Below are 16,073 nucleotides of genomic sequence, written 5' to 3'. Positions count from 1 at the left end.
CCTGTCGCGAGGGAGCTTGCTCCCGCTCGGCAGGGCTCTCCCCCCCTGCAGGAGCGAGCTTGCTCGCGATGGCCTTGAATACGCCGCGTTTATTCAGTAATTGCGCGTTATCGTTAGCGTCCTTCGCGAGCGAGCGCCCTCCCGCAGGGACACATCAAAACTCGATGCGCACATCACCTTTCGGCACGCTGCAGCACGACAGGATGTACCCTTCGGCTTCGTCTTCCTCGGTAATCCCGCCGTTGTGGTCCATCTCCACCTCGCCCCCCAATTTCAACACCTTGCACGTACCGCAAATCCCCATCCCACATGCCTTCGGGATCAGCAAACCGAGCTTGGCAGCTGCCGCATGCACGGTTTCCCCGGGGGCCACACGAATACTCTTGCCAGACGAGATAAATTCGACTTGATGCAGGTCCGCCAAATCGACTTCCGGCGCGTCGGCAGCAATTTCGGCCTGTTCCACCGCATCCGCACGGGCTTCCGGTGGCGTGGCACCGAACGATTCTTCGTGATAACGCGACATATCGAAGCCGACCGCCTCGAGCATACGCTTGACCGCATTCATGTACGGCGTCGGCCCGCAGCAGAACACTTCACGCTCCATGAAGTCGGGCGCCATGAGTTCCAGCATCTTATGGTTCAGGTAACCGCGATAACCGGCCCACGGCTCGCCCAGACCATGTTTCTCGCAAATCAGGTGCAGACTGAAGTTGTCGATCCGCGACGCCATGTGTTCCAGTTCGCGGTGGTAGATGATGTCTTTGGGCGAACGGGCGCTGTGGATAAACACCATATCAACGTTGCCGTTGGTGTCGTAGAACCAGCGCGCCATGGACATCACTGGCGTGATGCCGACGCCGCCGCTGAGGTACAACACTTTTGGCGCGGTGAAGTCCATGGCGTTGAACAGCCCGACGGGGCCGTGAACCGCCAGCTCATGGCCTTCGTGCAGGGTGTCGTGCAACCAGTTCGACACCTTGCCCCCCGGCACGCGCTTGATAGTCACGGAAAAACTGTAGGGCACCGAGGGCGAGCTGGAGATGGTGTACGAGCGCATGATCGGCACGCCGTCGATTTCCAGCTCCAGGGTGACAAATTGCCCCGGCTTGAAAAAGAACAGAATCGGCTGGTCCGCCATAAAGCAGAAAGTGCGCACGTCCCAGGTTTCCTGGATGACTTTGACGCAACGGACGATGTGTCGACCATTGGCCCAGGTCTGGGTGGTTACCGGATTCAGGAAGCTGTTGGACATGCTGTTCTCCACCGCCGATGGTCGGCCTTATGTTGGCGATTCTGCGTAACGCGCAGTCCACCCATTTACCTAACTGCGACATTCACATACTTATCGCGACCAGCCCCCAACGACCGGGGGTTGCGCGTCGGGAACAGATTGGGCCATGTCGCCCATGGATAAGGTTCTGGCGTGCACCGGCCCCACACTCGCTCCACACAACGACAGATTCTTTACACCTTGCGTAGCAACCCGTGGCCGATGTGGCGGGTTTGGGTGGAGCAGGTTCGGATGCATGAAGTTGACTTCAGGCGCCGAACTTGCCCAACCAAACCCGCCACACCGACCACCAAGCCACTTTCGCGGCCACGCAGATGGCCTTGAGGAAACACACGATGGACGTCACCGCAAAAATCAGCCTGGGCGATCCGCTGGAACCCGCACGCAAGGCCACCGCGCAAATGTTGCAAGAGCGCGAGCGCACCTTCTCGCTGCCACAGCCGTTTTACTCTGACGAGCGGCTGTTTGATATCGACATGCAGGAAATTTTCCAGAAAGAGTGGTTGATTGCCGGCATGACCTGCGAGATCCCGACCAAGGGCAATTACCTCACCCTGCAGGTTGGCAAGAACCCGATCATCGTGATCCGCGGTGCCGAAGGTGTGGTGCATGCGTTCCACAACGTCTGCCGTCACCGTGGTTCGCGTTTGTGCACAAGCGAAAAAGGCAAGGTCGCCAAACTGGTCTGCCATTACCACCAGTGGACCTATGAGCTGGACGGCCGCCTGCTGTTTGCCGGCACCGAGATGGGTGCCGACTTCGACATGAAGCAGTATGGCCTCAAGCCTGTGAACGTGAAGACCGCCGGCGGCTACATCTTCATCAGCCTGGCGGAGAATCCGCCGGCCATTGATGACTTCCTGTCGACGCTGAACCACTACATGGAACCGTACGACATGGAAAACACCAAGGTGGCAATTACCACCACCTTGGTTGAAAAGGCCAACTGGAAGCTGGTACTGGAAAACAACCGCGAGTGCTACCACTGCAACGCCTCGCACCCGGAACTGCTCAAAACCCTGCTGGAATGGGACGACGTCACCGACCCGCGCGCCGACCAGGCGTTCAAGGACCATGTAGCCGCCTCGGCCGCTGCCTGGGAAGCCGAGAAGATCCCTTACGCCCACGCCAGCTTCGGCCTGCGTAACCGCATCGTGCGCATGCCGCTGCTCAAGGGTACCGTGTCGATGACCCTGGACGGCAAACAGGGTTGCACCAAACTCATGGGCCGCATCAAGAACCCGGACCTGGGTTCGATGCGCATCCTGCACCTGCCGCACTCCTGGAACCACTGCATGGGCGACCACATCATCGTGTTCACCGTGTGGCCGATCAGCGCCCAGGAAACCCTAGTCACCACCAAGTGGATCGTGCACAAGGACGCTGTCGAAGGTGTGGACTATGACGTCGACCGCATGCGCCAGGTGTGGGATGCCACCAACGACCAGGACCGTCGCCTGGCGGAAGAGAACCAGCGCGGGATCAACTCCACGGCTTACCAACCTGGGCCTTATTCGAAGACCTATGAGTTTGGCGTAGTGAACTTCGTAGACTGGTACAGCGAGCGCCTGCTGAGCAACCTGGGGGCCGAGCCTGCGCCGTACCTCAAAGGCGTACCGGTCCAAGGCTAAACATCTCCCCTTGTAGGAGCGAGTTTGAACGCGAAAAACCCACGGCCACCGCTGGCTGGTTTCCCGCGTCATCGTTCACCTCCATCGCGAGCAAGCTCGCTCCTACAAGGGGTTTGCTCGCGACAGGTTTCTCTCCCGCTTACGTTCTCTTCGGTTAGAACTGTACGAAATATGATCTATTTCGTTTAGCGCTATGCAATGCGCACGCTACAGCCTTCCACAAACAAGTTATCCACATCTCCACCCACAGCAAATGGGAACAACTGTGGAAATGCACAAAATTTTTCCACATAAATCAAAGAAAATCCGTGACTTATCCGAAACCCGCGTTTCCAGAAGCCATTGATCGTTTTTTAATCTAATGCGTCAAAGCCACGCACTGCCTGGCCTGCAGAGAATCGCGAACACCTTATCCACAGAACCGCCAACAGTCTTTGGGGGCAACTTCGAGAGAGCTGTGGAAAACCGCTGAAAGCCGCAAAATTTCAAGGTCAGCGCGCGATTCTTTGGTTGAAACAGCCCATTTGATCACTTCTCAACCAACGCTCTGGAGGGCACGAATTTAAAGGCCTGCAGCATTAAGCGAACATCTTATCCACAGAAGCGCCAACAGAGATTGGGGGCAAGTCCATGTGCACAAAGACTCTTTCCCCCAGGAAAAACCATAAAGAACCGCAGCTTAGGCTGGTTGTTTTTTACGTTCTGGCCGGAGGGTACGGTTTCCAGGGGGCGCAGCAAGGGGCGAACATGTTATCCACAGAAGCGCCAACAGGAATTGTGGGTAAACAAGAGATCTCTGATGAACTCCCAACCGTACTGCGTCTTCGAACACCACATGGAAAAACTGTCGCTCAGCGGAGCAGTATCCTGAGCCAAAGCGAACATTGATGTAACAATGGAGTAGTTCGCTATAGACGGGTCGAATTTTGGGCGCTCGATAAATTCGGACCTCGTATTTCGCGAGCGATCACGGCCACGCCGTCCTGGATCGTGCTTGCGTGACTTGCGTGAGGAACCTGGCCGATGTCCCGCCCCCGAAGCAAGTTATAGCCACTGACTTCCTTGAGTGTTTCAACTGCCACTTGCCTCACGGACTGGCCAGTTGCACGAGCTGTTGCCAGCGTTGTCCGCGCCAGATTCACATTCGAGATAGTCCCCCCGACGAAAGTCGAAATCTGACTGACAACATTGCCTGCGACAGAAGTGGCCTGCATTACATTGGGTAAAACTGCGGATAGAGCGGCTGGAACTCCCAGTGGGCGAACGGCGAGAGCTGAAACACCGCCATAAAAACTGAATATGTTAGCCAAGCGCGAACTGGTGCTGAGCACTGCCCTGTTAACTACTGCAGATGCCGTCCTGATAGTAGCTGCACTCATAAAGAGCGCACCCACCGCAGTACCAACCACCTGGCCTAAGACCGGAACAGCAAACCACACCTGCCCGGTAGGATCGACCCGATTCACGGGAGACCCGCCACAGTAGGCATAGTGATTGATTCCCCCCTTCCCAAACGGACTCAACCGGTCTGAGCTGTGGAATCGCATCAGCACCGGGCTGTAGATCCGATGGCCATTGCCCAAGTGATACCAACCGGTTGAACGTTCTTTAAGTTGCCCATTGAAGCCCACATGCGCAGAGGCCCGGCTCATCCCGCTTTGCAAGCCATAAGGAGAATAGGCGAAGGGGTTCGGGCCCCCGCGGTCCCGCTCGACGAGAACACTTTGCTGGAGGTCGCTGGCGAGCAGCAGGGTGCGCGAGTACCGCGGATCTGCTGCTGCAAAGGGTTCCACAGGTCGAGCCTGGCGGGAGATGGGCATGAGTCGCGTCCTTGATGAAACCTGATGACCCGCCGCGCCGTGCCTGCCACTGACAGGCCCTGTCGCAGAAGCGGGTACCAACTGTCAGCTACCCTAACAAACCGCCAGTAAAGCTAACACTAGCAGTTCTGCTAGGGTCGCCCGCCATTGGAAGCCCGCTACGGCCGATGCATCAAATAGGCCTCACCCGTGACCCGGATCATCGGATGCGGTGTGATCCGGCAGGTATCGACAATGCGGAAGCCGTGGCGCTCATAGAAGCGCCGGGCACCGGTGTTCGCGGCATAATCGATCAGGCTCAGGCCATTGAGCCCAAGCCGATCGGCGCGGTCGTAGGCGTAAGCAAGGAACTGCTTGCCCAGCCCCTGGTTTCGCCAGCCTTCATGCAGTGCCAGACTGGAAATATAAAGGGTATCGGGGATTTCCATTTTGGCGTACGGCGCCAACACCGGGTCGGTCACTGGCGCTGCGAGCGGGTCGTGGCGCATCACGTAGCTGTGCAGCATGCCAATGACTTCACCTTCGGCTTCGGCCATCAGGCAGTTCTGCCAGGAGAAATCCACATCATCACGGGCATATCGCAAGGCTCCGACGTCCAGCAGATCCTGGCCAGGCTCGGCTATCTGGCTCCAGATGTAATCCGAAGCACCCTCCGATGAAATCTGGAACAAACGCGCAATCTCTCGCGCATCCGCGCGCACTGCCGAACGAAATTCAACCGACATTTATTGGAACTCCACTAATCTTCGAGCGCCCGTTTTAACGTGGGCGTTTAGTGCGTAGCAACGCGCCAGAGGGCAAATGGTTTTTCCGGGTGTTGCCGCTTGAAGTTCAACGTCAACGCACCACGCCCTCTTCGATCAGCAATTTGAGAATCGCCTCAGCTCCCGCCTGGGCGGTTACGCCCTTCAACACCTGCCCGCCACCGCCACTGGCCTTGGCCGTTGCAGCTTTCATGCGATCTGCGCCACTTTTGGCCTTGATCACCTTCAAGCGTTTCGGCCGCGGTTTGGCCGGTTGCAGGGTCGCCAGCGCGAGTAGTTCATCGTCGAATACCTCGACTTCATCAGCCTGCAACACACCGCGCCGCGCCGGGCCGTAGGCGCTCTGACGAGGCTTGGGTGCAGCGTTATCCACAGTGGCCAGAAACGGCAGCCTTACTTTAAGACGACGCCGTTGGCCGCGCGGTAATGCCTGGAGCACCAGCGCAGAACCGCCGTCAATGGATTCAACCTGGGCAAGCCCCACTATCAAGGGCCAGCCCAGGCTTTCTGCCAGCAGGAACGGCAGCATGCCCGAACCTTCGCCGGTTTCCGCCTGGCTGCCGGTCAGCACCACTTGTGCCCCGGCTTCGCGCAGATAGTCGGTCAATGCGGGCAGCGCATCAGCACCAACCGATTGTTCCAGCACATGCAGTTGTTCCAGGCCCATGCCCAGATAGGCACGCAACGCAGGCTCGGCGACGTCGCCAGCGTGCAGTACTTGCAAGTTATCCCCAGCCAGTTGCAGGCCCAGTTCCACCGCGCGTGCATCCTGCTCCGCGCGACGTGGCCGGCCAGAGGTCGGGTGGGCGCCGATGGACACCAGGCTGATGATTTTCGTGCTCATGACCTTTTCCTTCCCTTAAGCCGCATCGCGCTTGGCATCGTTGCGATAAGCCGCTATCGCATCGATCAAGGCTTGGAGAATCTCGGCACTCTCGCCGATCACCGACAGGTCGGCGCGTTTGATCATGTCGCAACCAGGGTCAAGGTTGATCGCCACCACCTTGTCGCAGGCACCGATGCCTTGCAGGTGCTGAATCGCCCCGGAAATCCCCACTGCGACATAGACTCGCGCAGTGACCCAGGTACCGGATGCGCCCACCTGGCGATCGCGCGCCATGAAGCCGTCATCGACCGCTACACGAGAAGCGCCTTCAGTGGCACCGAGTGCTTCGGCGGTCCTGTGGAACAGCCCCCAGTCCCTGACGCCATTACCACCAGAGAAGATGAATTCCGCTTCGGCCATGGGGATGGCTGCCGGGTCGACAGCCACTGCACCCAGGTCTTCTATGCGGGAAAGACTGCGCGCCACGGTTGTGGATAACTCCACCGGAACGGCTTCATGTCGGGTTTCACTGACCGGTTCGGCGCATTCGACAGCGCCCAGGATCAAGCGAGCAACCGGACGGGCGAGGTCTTGCAGGCCAGCACCGGCACGGCCGATGCATTTCTGACCCTTGACCTGCCATACCCGTGTTGCCGGGCGTTCGCCCAGAGCTGCGGCAAAGCGGCGGCCGAGTTCGCCGCCGCCGGTACGACTGTCCGGCAGCAACCAGTGGCGCGGATTGAACTGGTTATCCACAGCCCGCAGTCCCTGTACCCGTTGTTCCGGTGCATAACCGCTGAATTCCTCGCCATTGAGCACCAACAGGCGATCGACACCTGCGGTGGCAAACCCGCTTTCCTTGTGTTCACCGAACACCACAGCCAGCACCGCGCCCTCGCTACCGGCCATCTGATGCGCCAGGCCCAGCAGGTCACGGTCATGGCTGCTCAAGCGGCCACCGACCATATCCGGCACCACGCTGATGTAGAACGCCGGTTGTGGCACTTGATGCAGTGGCAGTTGAACTTCCACGGCGGCTGAACGCTTGGTTGAGCCGCCCTGTTGAGCGCCGCTGCGGTCGATGCGCTTGAGGCCATTGGGGCCGATAAAGCCGATGCCATGGGGATTCTTGCGGATGACCCCGTTAGGCCCCATCCAGCTGTGTTGCGCCGGTTGCATGGCCGCGTGCAGCGGGTGCAGGCGGTTGCGGGCGATCCATTCGGCACGGGGATCGCGGCGGATAATGTCACTCATCAGTGGGCCTCCGCAGGTTCTTCACGTTTGGCCGGTGCATTCGGCTTGCTCTGGCCCGAATCGTCAAGCAATGCGTCAGCCACCAGTTCGGCAATATCCTTGATCAGCGGGCGCGGTTCGACCACCCCTTCAAGCATCGCGGTGCACTGTGGACAACCCACGGCCACCAACTCGGCTCCGGTTTCGCGGATGTCTTCCATGCGCATGTCGGGGATCCGTTGCTTGCCCGGAATGTCGGTGATCGGCGCACCGCCACCGCCACCGCAGCAACGCGAACGGAAACCGGAGCGCTGCATCTCTTGGACTTCGATGCCAAGGGCACGCAGCACCTCACGGGGCGCCTCGTACTCGCCGTTGTAGCGGCCGAGGTAGCACGGGTCGTGATAAGTCACGCTGCTGCTTTTGTGCTGGCCGAGGCTGAGGGCGCCAGCGCCGATGATTTCCGCCATGTAGGTGCTGTGGTGCTGCACGAGATAATTGCCGTCAAAGGCGCCGTATTCGTTTTTAAGCACGTGGAAGCTGTGGGGGTCGCAGGTGACGATACGGTTGAAGCTGTACTTGGCCAGGGTCTGGATATTGCGCTTGGCCAGCAATTGGAAGGTCGCCTCGTCGCCCAGGCGTCGGGCCACGTCGCCGCTGTCACGCTCTTCGAGGCCCAGCACGGCGAAATCGACTTTTGCCGCTTTCAGTACTTTGACAAACGCCCGCAGGGTCCGCTGGTTGCGCATGTCGAAAGCACCATCGCCGACCCAGAACAGTACGTCGGTGGATTTCTTTTCGCTCAGCAGATTGAGATTCAAGTCCGCCGCCCAGTTCATCCGCCCGCCCGGTGCGAAGCCGCCCGGGTTGTCGGTAGCGATCAGGTTTTCCAGGACTTCGGCACCCTTGTTCGGGGTCGCGCCTTTTTCCAGGGTCAGATGGCGACGCATGTCGACGATGGCATCGACGTGCTCGATCATCATTGGGCATTCCTCGACACAGGCGCGGCAGGTGGTGCACGACCACAGGGTGTCGGCGTCCACCAGGCCGTTGACGATCGGCTGATGCGGATTACCCGCGTGCTCACCGATGGCCTTGCCGGGATAGGGGCTGCCGGCAAACTTAGCATCGGTGCCACCGGCCAGGCCAACGACCATGTCCTGAATCAGTTTTTTCGGGTTCAGCGGCTGGCCGGCGGCGAATGCCGGGCACGCGGCTTCGCATTTACCGCACTGCACGCAGGCGTCGAAGCCGAGCAACTGGTTCCAGGTGAAATCCTTGGGCTTTTCCACGCCCAGCGGCGCTGTCGGATCGTTGAGGTCCAACGGTTTCAACCCGGTGGAGCGACCGCCGCCAAAGCGCTCAGCACGACGGTGCCAGGCCAGGTGCAGGGCGCCGGCAAAGGCGTGCTTCATCGGGCCGCCCCAGGTCATGCCGAAGAACAACTCCGAGACGCCCCACAACACACCGACAAACAGGATGGCCGCCAGGATCCAGCCGCCGAAGTTTTCCGGCAGGATGCCTGCGACCGGCAGGGTCACCAGGAAAAACGAAGCGGAGAACGCCAGGAGACTTTTCGGCAGGCGCATCCACGGGCCTTTGGACAAACGGGCCGGAGGATTGCGTCGGCGCAGGTAGACGAAAATCGCCCCCACGAACATCACGGCAGTCATCAGCAGCAGTGCATACCCGAGGAAGCGGTTATGCAGGCCGAAACCGTGAACCAGAATCGCCAGCACGGCGGAAGCCACCGCACCCCCGGCGGTGGCGACGTGGGTATTGGCGATGTATTTGTCCCGCGCCACCACGTGGTGCAAGTCGACCATGTAGCGCTTGGGCATGGCGAACAGGCCGCCGATCAGGTCGACTTTCGAAGCTCGCCCCCGACGCCACATGGCCACCCGCCGCAACGCGCCAAGGACAGCCAGGCCCAGGGCGGCAAACAACAGGATTGGAAGAAGGGTGTTCAACATAGATGTTGCTCCCAAAGACCGCAGGGTCTTGCAGGCCTAACTATCTGGATGCCTTGCTCGATCCCCTGTAGGAGCGAGCTTGCTCGCGAAAAACCTGAGAACGTCGCGTTAAGTCAGACTGCCCGCGTCATCGTTCACGTCCATCGCGAGCAAGCTCGCTCCTACAAGGGTTATCAACAAGCTCTTAGAAATCCTTGCACAACCGCAACGCGTCATAGATCGCCGCGTGCACGTTGCGCTGGGCGACGCAGTCACCGATGCGGAACAGCAAATAGCCGTCGCCGCTCTGTTCCAGACAAGGCTGCGGCTTGATCGCAAACAAGGCTTCGACGTCGATCTGGCCCTTATTACGCGAGCCTTCCTTCAGCGCGTAATAGATTTCTTCGTCAGGGCGCACCCCGTTTTCCACGACCACCTGATCCACCACCCGCTCCTCCTTGGCGCCGGTGTATTCGTTCTCCAGCACCGCCACCAGTTTGTCGCCCTCGCGGTAGACCTTCTCCAGCATCATGTCGCCAGTCATGATCACTTCTTTCGGGTACATGCTGCGGTAGTAGGTCGGGAACGATGTGCCTCCAATCGCTACGCCGGGCTTGATGTCGTCGGTGACGATCTCGACCTGACTGCCTTTGTCGGCGAGGAAGTCGGCGGTCGACATGCCGGTAAACTCGCAGATAGTGTCGTAGACCAGCACGTTCTTGCCCGGTGCAACCTTGCCATCGAGGATATCCCAGCTGCTGACCACCAGGCCTTCAGCCGCGCCCCAGTGCTCATTCTGCTCCAGGAAGGGATGACCGCCGACGGCGAGCACGACCACATCCGGACGCACGTCCATAATGGTCGGCGCATCGGCCGCCACCCCCAGGCGCAGGTCGACTTTCAAACGCGCCAGTTCCAGCTGATACCAGCGAGTGATACCGGCGATCTGGTCGCGCTGCGGCGCTTTCGAGGCCGTGGTGATCTGCCCGCCGATGAATTCCTTCTTCTCGAACAATGTCACGTCGTGGCCACGTTCGGCAGCCACGCGCGCTGCTTCCATACCGGCAGGCCCGGCACCCACAACAACGACCTTGCGCTTAACCCCGGTAGTCTTTTCGATGATGTGCGGCACGCCCATGTATTCACGGGAAGTCGCAGCGTTCTGGATGCACAATACATCCAGGCCCTGGTATTGCCGGTCGATGCAATAGTTGGCACCGACGCACTGTTTGATCTGGTCGATCTGGCCCATCTTGATCTTGGCGATCAGGTGCGGGTCGGCGATGTGCGCGCGGGTCATGCCTACCATGTCGACGTAACCGCCTTCAAGAATGCGCGTCGCCTGGTTCGGGTCCTTGATGTTCTGCGCGTGCAGCACCGGGGCCTTGACCACTTCCTTGATACCGGCTGCCAGGTGCAAAAACGGCTCCGGTGGATAACTCATGTTCGGGATCACGTTGGCCAGGGTGTTGTGGGTGTCGCAACCCGAGCCCACCACGCCGATGAAGTCCAGCATGCCGGTGTCGTCGTAATACTTGGCGATCTGTTTCATGTCCTCGTGGGACAAACCATCCGGATGGAATTCGTCGCCGCACAGGCGGATACCGACGCAGAAATCAGGACCGACTTCGGCGCGTACGGCTTTCAATACTTCCAGACCAAAACGCATGCGGTTCTCGAAGCTGCCGCCCCATTCATCAGTCCGCTTGTTGACGCGCGGGCTCCAGAACTGGTCGATCATGTGCTGGTGCACGGCGGACAGTTCGACACCGTCCAGACCACCGGCCTTGGCGCGACGTGCCGCTTGCGCGTAATTACCGATGACCCGCCAGATCTCTTCCGGCTCGATGGTTTTACAGGTAGCACGGTGCACTGGTTCACGCACGCCGGACGGCGACATCAGGGTCGGCCAGTTGAAGCCGTCCCAGCGCGAACGCCGACCCATGTGGGTAATCTGGATCATGATCTTGGCGCCGTGCTTGTGCATGGCGTCGGCAAGATTCTGGAAGTGCGGAATGATGCGATCGGTGGACAGGTTCACCGAGCTCCACCACTCCTGCGGGCTGTCGATAGCCACCACGGAAGAACCGCCGCAAATTGCCAGGCCGATCCCGCCCTTGGCTTTCTCTTCGTAATACTTGACGTACCGGTCGGTGGTCATGCCGCCGTCGGTCGCGTAGACCTCGGCGTGCGCGGTGCTGAGCACCCGGTTGCGGATGGTCAGTTTGCCGATCTGGATCGGCTGGAACATTGCTTCGAAAGCCATGGCGGGTTCCTCGACTTACAACGGCTTGACGGTGAACAAACCGTCTTCGTGGCCTTCTTCGGAGCCACCGTAGACTTGTTCGGCAACCGTGCGGACCTGGCTGCCGCGGGCTTGCAGAATCTGATCCATGGCACCGGCAAACCAGCCAGTGAACATGTAGTCAACCTTGCGCCCGACCTTGCCGTACACGTAGACGAATGCGGAGTGCTCAAGCTTGATGCTGGCAGTGCCTTTGTCGAGGTCGATGTCCTGGATCTTGAACAGGCCCCAGCCACGTTGCGACAGGCGCTTCATGTAGTGCTCGAACACCGCAACGCCCTCCAGACCGTGACATTCGGCTTCTTTCTCGCACCAGTGCCAGGCGGACTTGTAGCCGGCCTTGTAGAGAATTTCGGCATAGGCGTCAGCGCCCAGCACTTCCTCGATGCCCATGTGATTGTTGACGAAGAAGTGACGCGGTACATACAGCATCGGCAGGGCGTCGGAGGTCCAGACACCGGTTTCGCTGTCGACTTCGATGGGTAATTGCGGGGCGATCTTGGCCATGGAAACTTAACTCCAGAAAATTCGTTGTGTAGCCTGCGGCGCGGACGGCCGCAGGAAAGGAATCAGAAGTGCGGTGGCTTATTCGCCCCAGACGTCTTTCAAAACGTTCACCCAGTTTTCGCCCATGATCTTGCGCACCACGCGCTCGGAATGGCCGCGCTTGAGCAGGGTTTCGGTGAGGTTCGGGAACTCGCCGACGGTGCGGATGCCCAGTGGGTTGATGATCTTGCCAAAGCTGGTCAGGCGGCGGGCGTAGCCCTTGTCGTGAGTCAGGTACTCGAAGAAGTCCTGGCCATGACCCTGGGTAAAGTCGGTGCCGATACCGATGGCGTCTTCGCCGACGATGTTCATGGTGTATTCGATGGCTTCGGCGTAATCGTCGATGGTCGAATCGATGCCCTTGGCGAGGAACGGCGCGAACATCGTCACGCCGACAAAACCACCGTGATCAGCAATAAACTTAAGCTCTTCATCGGATTTGTTGCGCGGATGAATTTTCAGGCCCGACGGCAGGCAGTGGGAGTAGCAGACGGGTTTCTTCGATTCGAGAATGACCTCTTCAGAGGTTTTCGAACCGACGTGGGACAGGTCGCACATCACGCCAACGCGGTTCATCTCGGCGACGATTTCACGCCCGAAACCCGACAGGCCACCATCGCGCTCGTAACAGCCGGTACCCACCAGATTCTGGGTGTTGTAGCACATCTGCACAATACCAACGCCGAGCTGCTTGAACACCTCGACATAGCCGATCTGGTCTTCAAAGGCGTGGGCGTTCTGGAAGCCGAACAGGATGCCGGTCTTGCCCTGTTCCTTGGCCTTGCGGATGTCGGCGGTGGTGCGGACCGGAATGACCAGGTCGCTGTTTTCGCGGATCAGCTTCTGGCTCGCGGCGATGTTGTTGACGGTGGCCTGGAAGCCCTCCCACACCGATACGGTGCAATTGGCCGCAGTCAGGCCGCCCTTGCGCATGTCCTCGAACAGCTCGCGGTTCCACTTGGCGATAATAAGCCCGTCGATAACGATGCTGTCGGCGTGCAGTTCGGCTGGGCTCATCAGGCTGTCCCCTATTGTCGATTCATGCGCCGAATCGTGTGTCGGCGCTTTGGAGCCAGCATATGCCTGAGCACTGGGACAGCCGGGTGCAAAAACGACAGGGGAATTGCCGAAAGCGTCAATCCGCGACAAAGGGTCGTCGCCACGCCCGCTCACCCGCCTGTTCAAGCCCGCGCGCTTGAGCCAGAATCCGCCGCACGACTGGATGCTTCACTGAGGCTCTACTGGAATGAAGGACGCTAGCGCAATGAAAATGATCTTTCTGGTTCTGGCATTGATCGCCACGGGTGTGCACGCGGAAGAAGAATCCGAGAGCACCCCCTGCGACGCTGTCGAAAACGACGTCCAGACCCTCGAATGCTCGGTCTACGGACGAACCGCCGCCGAAGACCTGCTCAAGGACAACTACCAGACCCTGGCCGAGCGGATGCAAACGCTCTACGGCAATAACCCGGCCCAGTTGGCAGACATCACCGCAAAAATCAAAGCGGCACAGCAACAATGGCTGAAAACGCGGGACGCCGATTGCGCAGTTGAAGCGTTCCCGGCGACGAGCGGCAGCAAGGCGTTCAAGATCGCGCAGAATGACTGCGTGGCACGGATGAGTGATGAGCGGTCGGAGTTTCTGGAGTCGGTTGGGCAGGACTGATTTGCCTGTGTAGGAGCTGTCGAGTGCAACGAGGCTGCGATCTTTTGACCCGGCTCATCCCGGGCTGAGTGAAGGCGCACGCCTCCACCCCACGAAAAACCGCCCTACCCTATCACCTCCAGAAACCCTCATGCGCCCGGGCCGCCTCGGCTTCCAGCATCGGCCCGAATGTCGGAATCTGCCGCTGTCCGCGAGCGAACACTTCCCGGCACGGCAACGAGAAAGTCGGGTTTTCCGGGTGGTCACCCGTGAGGCCAAGCAGGGCATGTTCGGACAGCGCATAGACCACACGACCAATGCCCGTCCAGTAAATCGCACCCGCACACATGCAGCAGGGTTCGGCGCTGGTGTAGAGGGTGCACTGGGCCAAGTCAGCCGGGCTTAGCAGCTTGGCCGCCTGTGCCGCGGCGACCAGCTCGGCGTGTTGAGTGGGGTCGCCCTCGGGCGGCATGGAGTTGTTACCCGCCGCCGCGATAATAGTACCGCTGGCATCTGCGACCAATGCAGCAAACGGATGACGGCCACGGGCCTTGGATTCTTCGGCCAGCTCAAGAGAACGGCGCAGCAGTTGCAGATCAAGTTCGGTGATGCCGGCAGGTACAGCGCAAGTGAAGCTTGTCATGTGAAACTCCTTATTATTTTCAACTGTGCCCCTGACCGCACCGGACAGGGGCTAAACACCTGTCAGTCGGCCAGCTCCGCGGCTTGTGCCGCAGGCTCGCGCCTGCTCTGCGGGTTGAGCAGGATATTGAGCACGATCGCGGTGATCGCGCCGAGGAAGATGCCGCTTTCCAGCACCAGCTTGAGAGCGCCGCTGGCGTGTTCGAACAGCGCCGGGAACGACATCGGCAACACGCCGACACTGATCGATACAGCGACGATGATTGCGTTGCGAGTGCCCTCGAATGTCACCCGCGAGAGCTCCTGGATACCGGCCACCGTGGTCATGCCGAACATCACCACGGCACAACCGCCCAGCACTGGTGTCGGCACCGCAGCGATCAGCGCACCTAGCTTGGGAAACAGGCCCATCAGCACCATGATTGCCCCTGCCGAGGCCACGACATACCGGCTCTTGACGTTGGATAGCGCAATAAGGCCGGTGTTTTGGGTGAAAGCGTTGTAAGGAAAGCTGTTAAACAACCCGCCGAGCATTGTTGATAGCCCGTCGGCACGGAATGCATTGCCGAGGGTTTGTTGGGTGGTGGTCTTGCCGGTCAATTTGCCGATCGCCAGGCAGTTGCCGGTGGTTTCGGCCATGATCACCAACATCGCCAACGTCATGACCAGGATCGGCATCAAGGAAAACTGCGGCATGCCGAACGCCATGGGCGGGCTCAGCTCGAACCAGGCCGCGCTGCTAACCTGCCCGAAGTGCGTCATACCGAACGCTGCCGCGATCAGGCTGCCCACGAACAAGCCGATCAATACGCTGAGGTTGCCAATGAAGCCGGAAAATTTGGCATAAATCACCAAGGTAACGATGACCGTGGCCAGCCCCAGTAGCAGATTCGACGGCGAGCCAAAGTCTGCCGAATCGGGGTTGCCGCCACCTAGCCAGATCGCCGCGGCTGGCATCAGGGAAATACCAATGATGGTTATCAGGCTGCCGATCACCACAGGTGGGAAAAACCGCAGTAACCGACTGAACACCGGCGCCAGGGCAATGGTGATCGCCCCCGCCGCGATCACCGCGCCGAACACTTCAGTGAGCCCGAACTCATTGCCGATCATGATCATCGGCGCCAGGGCAATAAATGAGCAGCCCTGAATCAGCGGCAGGCGAGCCCCGAACTTCCAGAAGCCGAGGGTCTGAATCATCGTGGCGATGCCCGACGTCAGCAGATTCGCATTGATCAACGTCACCACCTGCGCCGACGTCAGCCCCAGGGCGCTGCCCAAAATGAGTGGTACCGCCACCGCACCTGCATACATCACCAGCACATGCTGCAAACCGAATGTCACCAACTGGCGAACCGGCAAGACTTCGTCCACCGGATGAACCTGTGAATTGCTCATATCGAATGTCTCCTGAA

The 16,073-nt window shown here is 59.6% G+C and carries 13 protein-coding genes; 2 read left to right on the top strand and 11 right to left on the bottom strand.

Going from position 1 to position 16,073, the window contains the following annotated elements; all coding sequences use genetic code 11:
• Positions 1-154: 154 nt before the first annotated feature.
• Entirely contained in the window at positions 155-1,255 is a 1,101-nt protein-coding gene (gene gbcB, locus L9059_RS11790; RefSeq protein WP_247291038.1) for a glycine-betaine demethylase subunit GbcB, read from the bottom strand.
• A 374-nt stretch (positions 1,256-1,629) separates the two neighbouring features.
• Here gbcB and gbcA point away from each other — a divergent pair, with 374 nt between their 5' ends.
• The gene (gbcA, locus tag L9059_RS11785) at positions 1,630-2,925 is read left to right on the top strand and encodes a glycine-betaine demethylase subunit GbcA (protein WP_247291213.1); all 1,296 of its coding nucleotides are present in this window, start codon (positions 1,630-1,632) and stop codon (positions 2,923-2,925) included.
• 908 nt (positions 2,926-3,833) lie between these two features.
• Here gbcA and L9059_RS11780 read toward each other — a convergent pair.
• The 8 genes from L9059_RS11780 to L9059_RS11745 all read right to left on the bottom strand — a co-directional run bounded on the left by L9059_RS11780 (position 3,834) and on the right by L9059_RS11745 (position 13,388).
• A complete protein-coding gene (locus L9059_RS11780; RefSeq protein WP_247291036.1) occupies positions 3,834-4,745 on the bottom strand; it encodes an RHS repeat-associated core domain-containing protein in 912 nt (303 codons plus the stop codon).
• 158 nt (positions 4,746-4,903) lie between these two features.
• Positions 4,904-5,470 carry a GNAT family N-acetyltransferase gene (locus L9059_RS11775; RefSeq protein ID WP_247291034.1) on the bottom strand — a complete coding sequence of 189 codons (567 nt, stop codon included), beginning with the start codon at positions 5,468-5,470 and terminating at the stop codon, positions 4,904-4,906.
• A gap of 112 nt (positions 5,471-5,582) precedes the next feature.
• Positions 5,583-6,353 (bottom strand): electron transfer flavoprotein subunit beta, encoded by a 771-nt coding sequence (etfB, locus tag L9059_RS11770; protein ID WP_247291032.1) that lies wholly within the window; start codon positions 6,351-6,353, stop codon positions 5,583-5,585.
• A 15-nt stretch (positions 6,354-6,368) separates the two neighbouring features.
• On the bottom strand, positions 6,369-7,589 hold the full coding sequence (gene etfA, locus L9059_RS11765) for an electron transfer flavoprotein subunit alpha (protein WP_247291030.1): 1,221 nt from the start codon (positions 7,587-7,589) through the stop codon (positions 6,369-6,371).
• Positions 7,589-9,541, bottom strand: coding sequence for a dimethylglycine demethylation protein DgcB (gene dgcB / locus L9059_RS11760; protein ID WP_247291028.1), 1,953 nt, complete (start codon positions 9,539-9,541; stop codon positions 7,589-7,591). The genes etfA and dgcB overlap by 1 nt, the downstream gene beginning before the upstream one ends.
• A 184-nt stretch (positions 9,542-9,725) precedes the next feature.
• Positions 9,726-11,786: a dimethylglycine demethylation protein DgcA gene (gene dgcA, locus L9059_RS11755; protein ID WP_247291026.1), complete on the bottom strand. Its 2,061-nt coding sequence runs from the start codon at positions 11,784-11,786 to the stop codon at positions 9,726-9,728.
• 15 nt (positions 11,787-11,801) lie between these two features.
• Positions 11,802-12,332, bottom strand: coding sequence for a DUF5943 domain-containing protein (locus L9059_RS11750; protein ID WP_247291025.1), 531 nt, complete (start codon positions 12,330-12,332; stop codon positions 11,802-11,804).
• A 78-nt stretch (positions 12,333-12,410) separates the two neighbouring features.
• On the bottom strand, positions 12,411-13,388 hold the full coding sequence (locus L9059_RS11745; protein ID WP_008033250.1) for a dipeptidase: 978 nt from the start codon (positions 13,386-13,388) through the stop codon (positions 12,411-12,413).
• 247 nt (positions 13,389-13,635) lie between these two features.
• Between L9059_RS11745 and L9059_RS11740 the strand changes: the two genes are divergently transcribed.
• On the top strand, positions 13,636-14,037 hold the full coding sequence (locus L9059_RS11740) for a lysozyme inhibitor LprI family protein (protein ID WP_247291024.1): 402 nt from the start codon (positions 13,636-13,638) through the stop codon (positions 14,035-14,037).
• 112 nt (positions 14,038-14,149) lie between these two features.
• On the opposite strand, the gene L9059_RS11735 is transcribed toward L9059_RS11740, so the two are convergent.
• Together L9059_RS11735 and L9059_RS11730 are read right to left on the bottom strand one after the other, a co-directional pair.
• Positions 14,150-14,659 (bottom strand): nucleoside deaminase, encoded by a 510-nt coding sequence (locus L9059_RS11735; protein WP_247291023.1) that lies wholly within the window; start codon positions 14,657-14,659, stop codon positions 14,150-14,152.
• 62 nt (positions 14,660-14,721) lie between these two features.
• Positions 14,722-16,056 carry a nucleobase:cation symporter-2 family protein gene (locus L9059_RS11730; RefSeq protein WP_247291022.1) on the bottom strand — a complete coding sequence of 445 codons (1,335 nt, stop codon included), beginning with the start codon at positions 16,054-16,056 and terminating at the stop codon, positions 14,722-14,724.
• Positions 16,057-16,073: the final 17 nt, after the last annotated feature.

The organism is Pseudomonas violetae, from assembly GCF_023072615.1.
GTDB classification, from domain to species: Bacteria; Pseudomonadota; Gammaproteobacteria; order Pseudomonadales; family Pseudomonadaceae; genus Aquipseudomonas; species Aquipseudomonas violetae.
Note: the sequence above shows the minus strand (reverse complement) of the source record. Positions and strands in the feature narration are given on the sequence as shown.

Coding starts and splice junctions, on each gene's coding strand:
- gbcB (WP_247291038.1), bottom strand. CDS start 1,255: ATGTCCAACAGCTTCCTGAATCCGGTAACCACCCAGACCTGGGCCAAT.
- gbcA (WP_247291213.1), top strand. CDS start 1,630: ATGGACGTCACCGCAAAAATCAGCCTGGGCGATCCGCTGGAACCCGCA.
- L9059_RS11780 (WP_247291036.1), bottom strand. CDS start 4,745: ATGCCCATCTCCCGCCAGGCTCGACCTGTGGAACCCTTTGCAGCAGCA.
- L9059_RS11775 (WP_247291034.1), bottom strand. CDS start 5,470: ATGTCGGTTGAATTTCGTTCGGCAGTGCGCGCGGATGCGCGAGAGATT.
- etfB (WP_247291032.1), bottom strand. CDS start 6,353: ATGAGCACGAAAATCATCAGCCTGGTGTCCATCGGCGCCCACCCGACC.
- etfA (WP_247291030.1), bottom strand. CDS start 7,589: ATGAGTGACATTATCCGCCGCGATCCCCGTGCCGAATGGATCGCCCGC.
- dgcB (WP_247291028.1), bottom strand. CDS start 9,541: ATGTTGAACACCCTTCTTCCAATCCTGTTGTTTGCCGCCCTGGGCCTG.
- dgcA (WP_247291026.1), bottom strand. CDS start 11,786: ATGGCTTTCGAAGCAATGTTCCAGCCGATCCAGATCGGCAAACTGACC.
- L9059_RS11750 (WP_247291025.1), bottom strand. CDS start 12,332: ATGGCCAAGATCGCCCCGCAATTACCCATCGAAGTCGACAGCGAAACC.
- L9059_RS11745 (WP_008033250.1), bottom strand. CDS start 13,388: ATGAGCCCAGCCGAACTGCACGCCGACAGCATCGTTATCGACGGGCTT.
- L9059_RS11740 (WP_247291024.1), top strand. CDS start 13,636: ATGAAAATGATCTTTCTGGTTCTGGCATTGATCGCCACGGGTGTGCAC.
- L9059_RS11735 (WP_247291023.1), bottom strand. CDS start 14,659: ATGACAAGCTTCACTTGCGCTGTACCTGCCGGCATCACCGAACTTGAT.
- L9059_RS11730 (WP_247291022.1), bottom strand. CDS start 16,056: ATGAGCAATTCACAGGTTCATCCGGTGGACGAAGTCTTGCCGGTTCGC.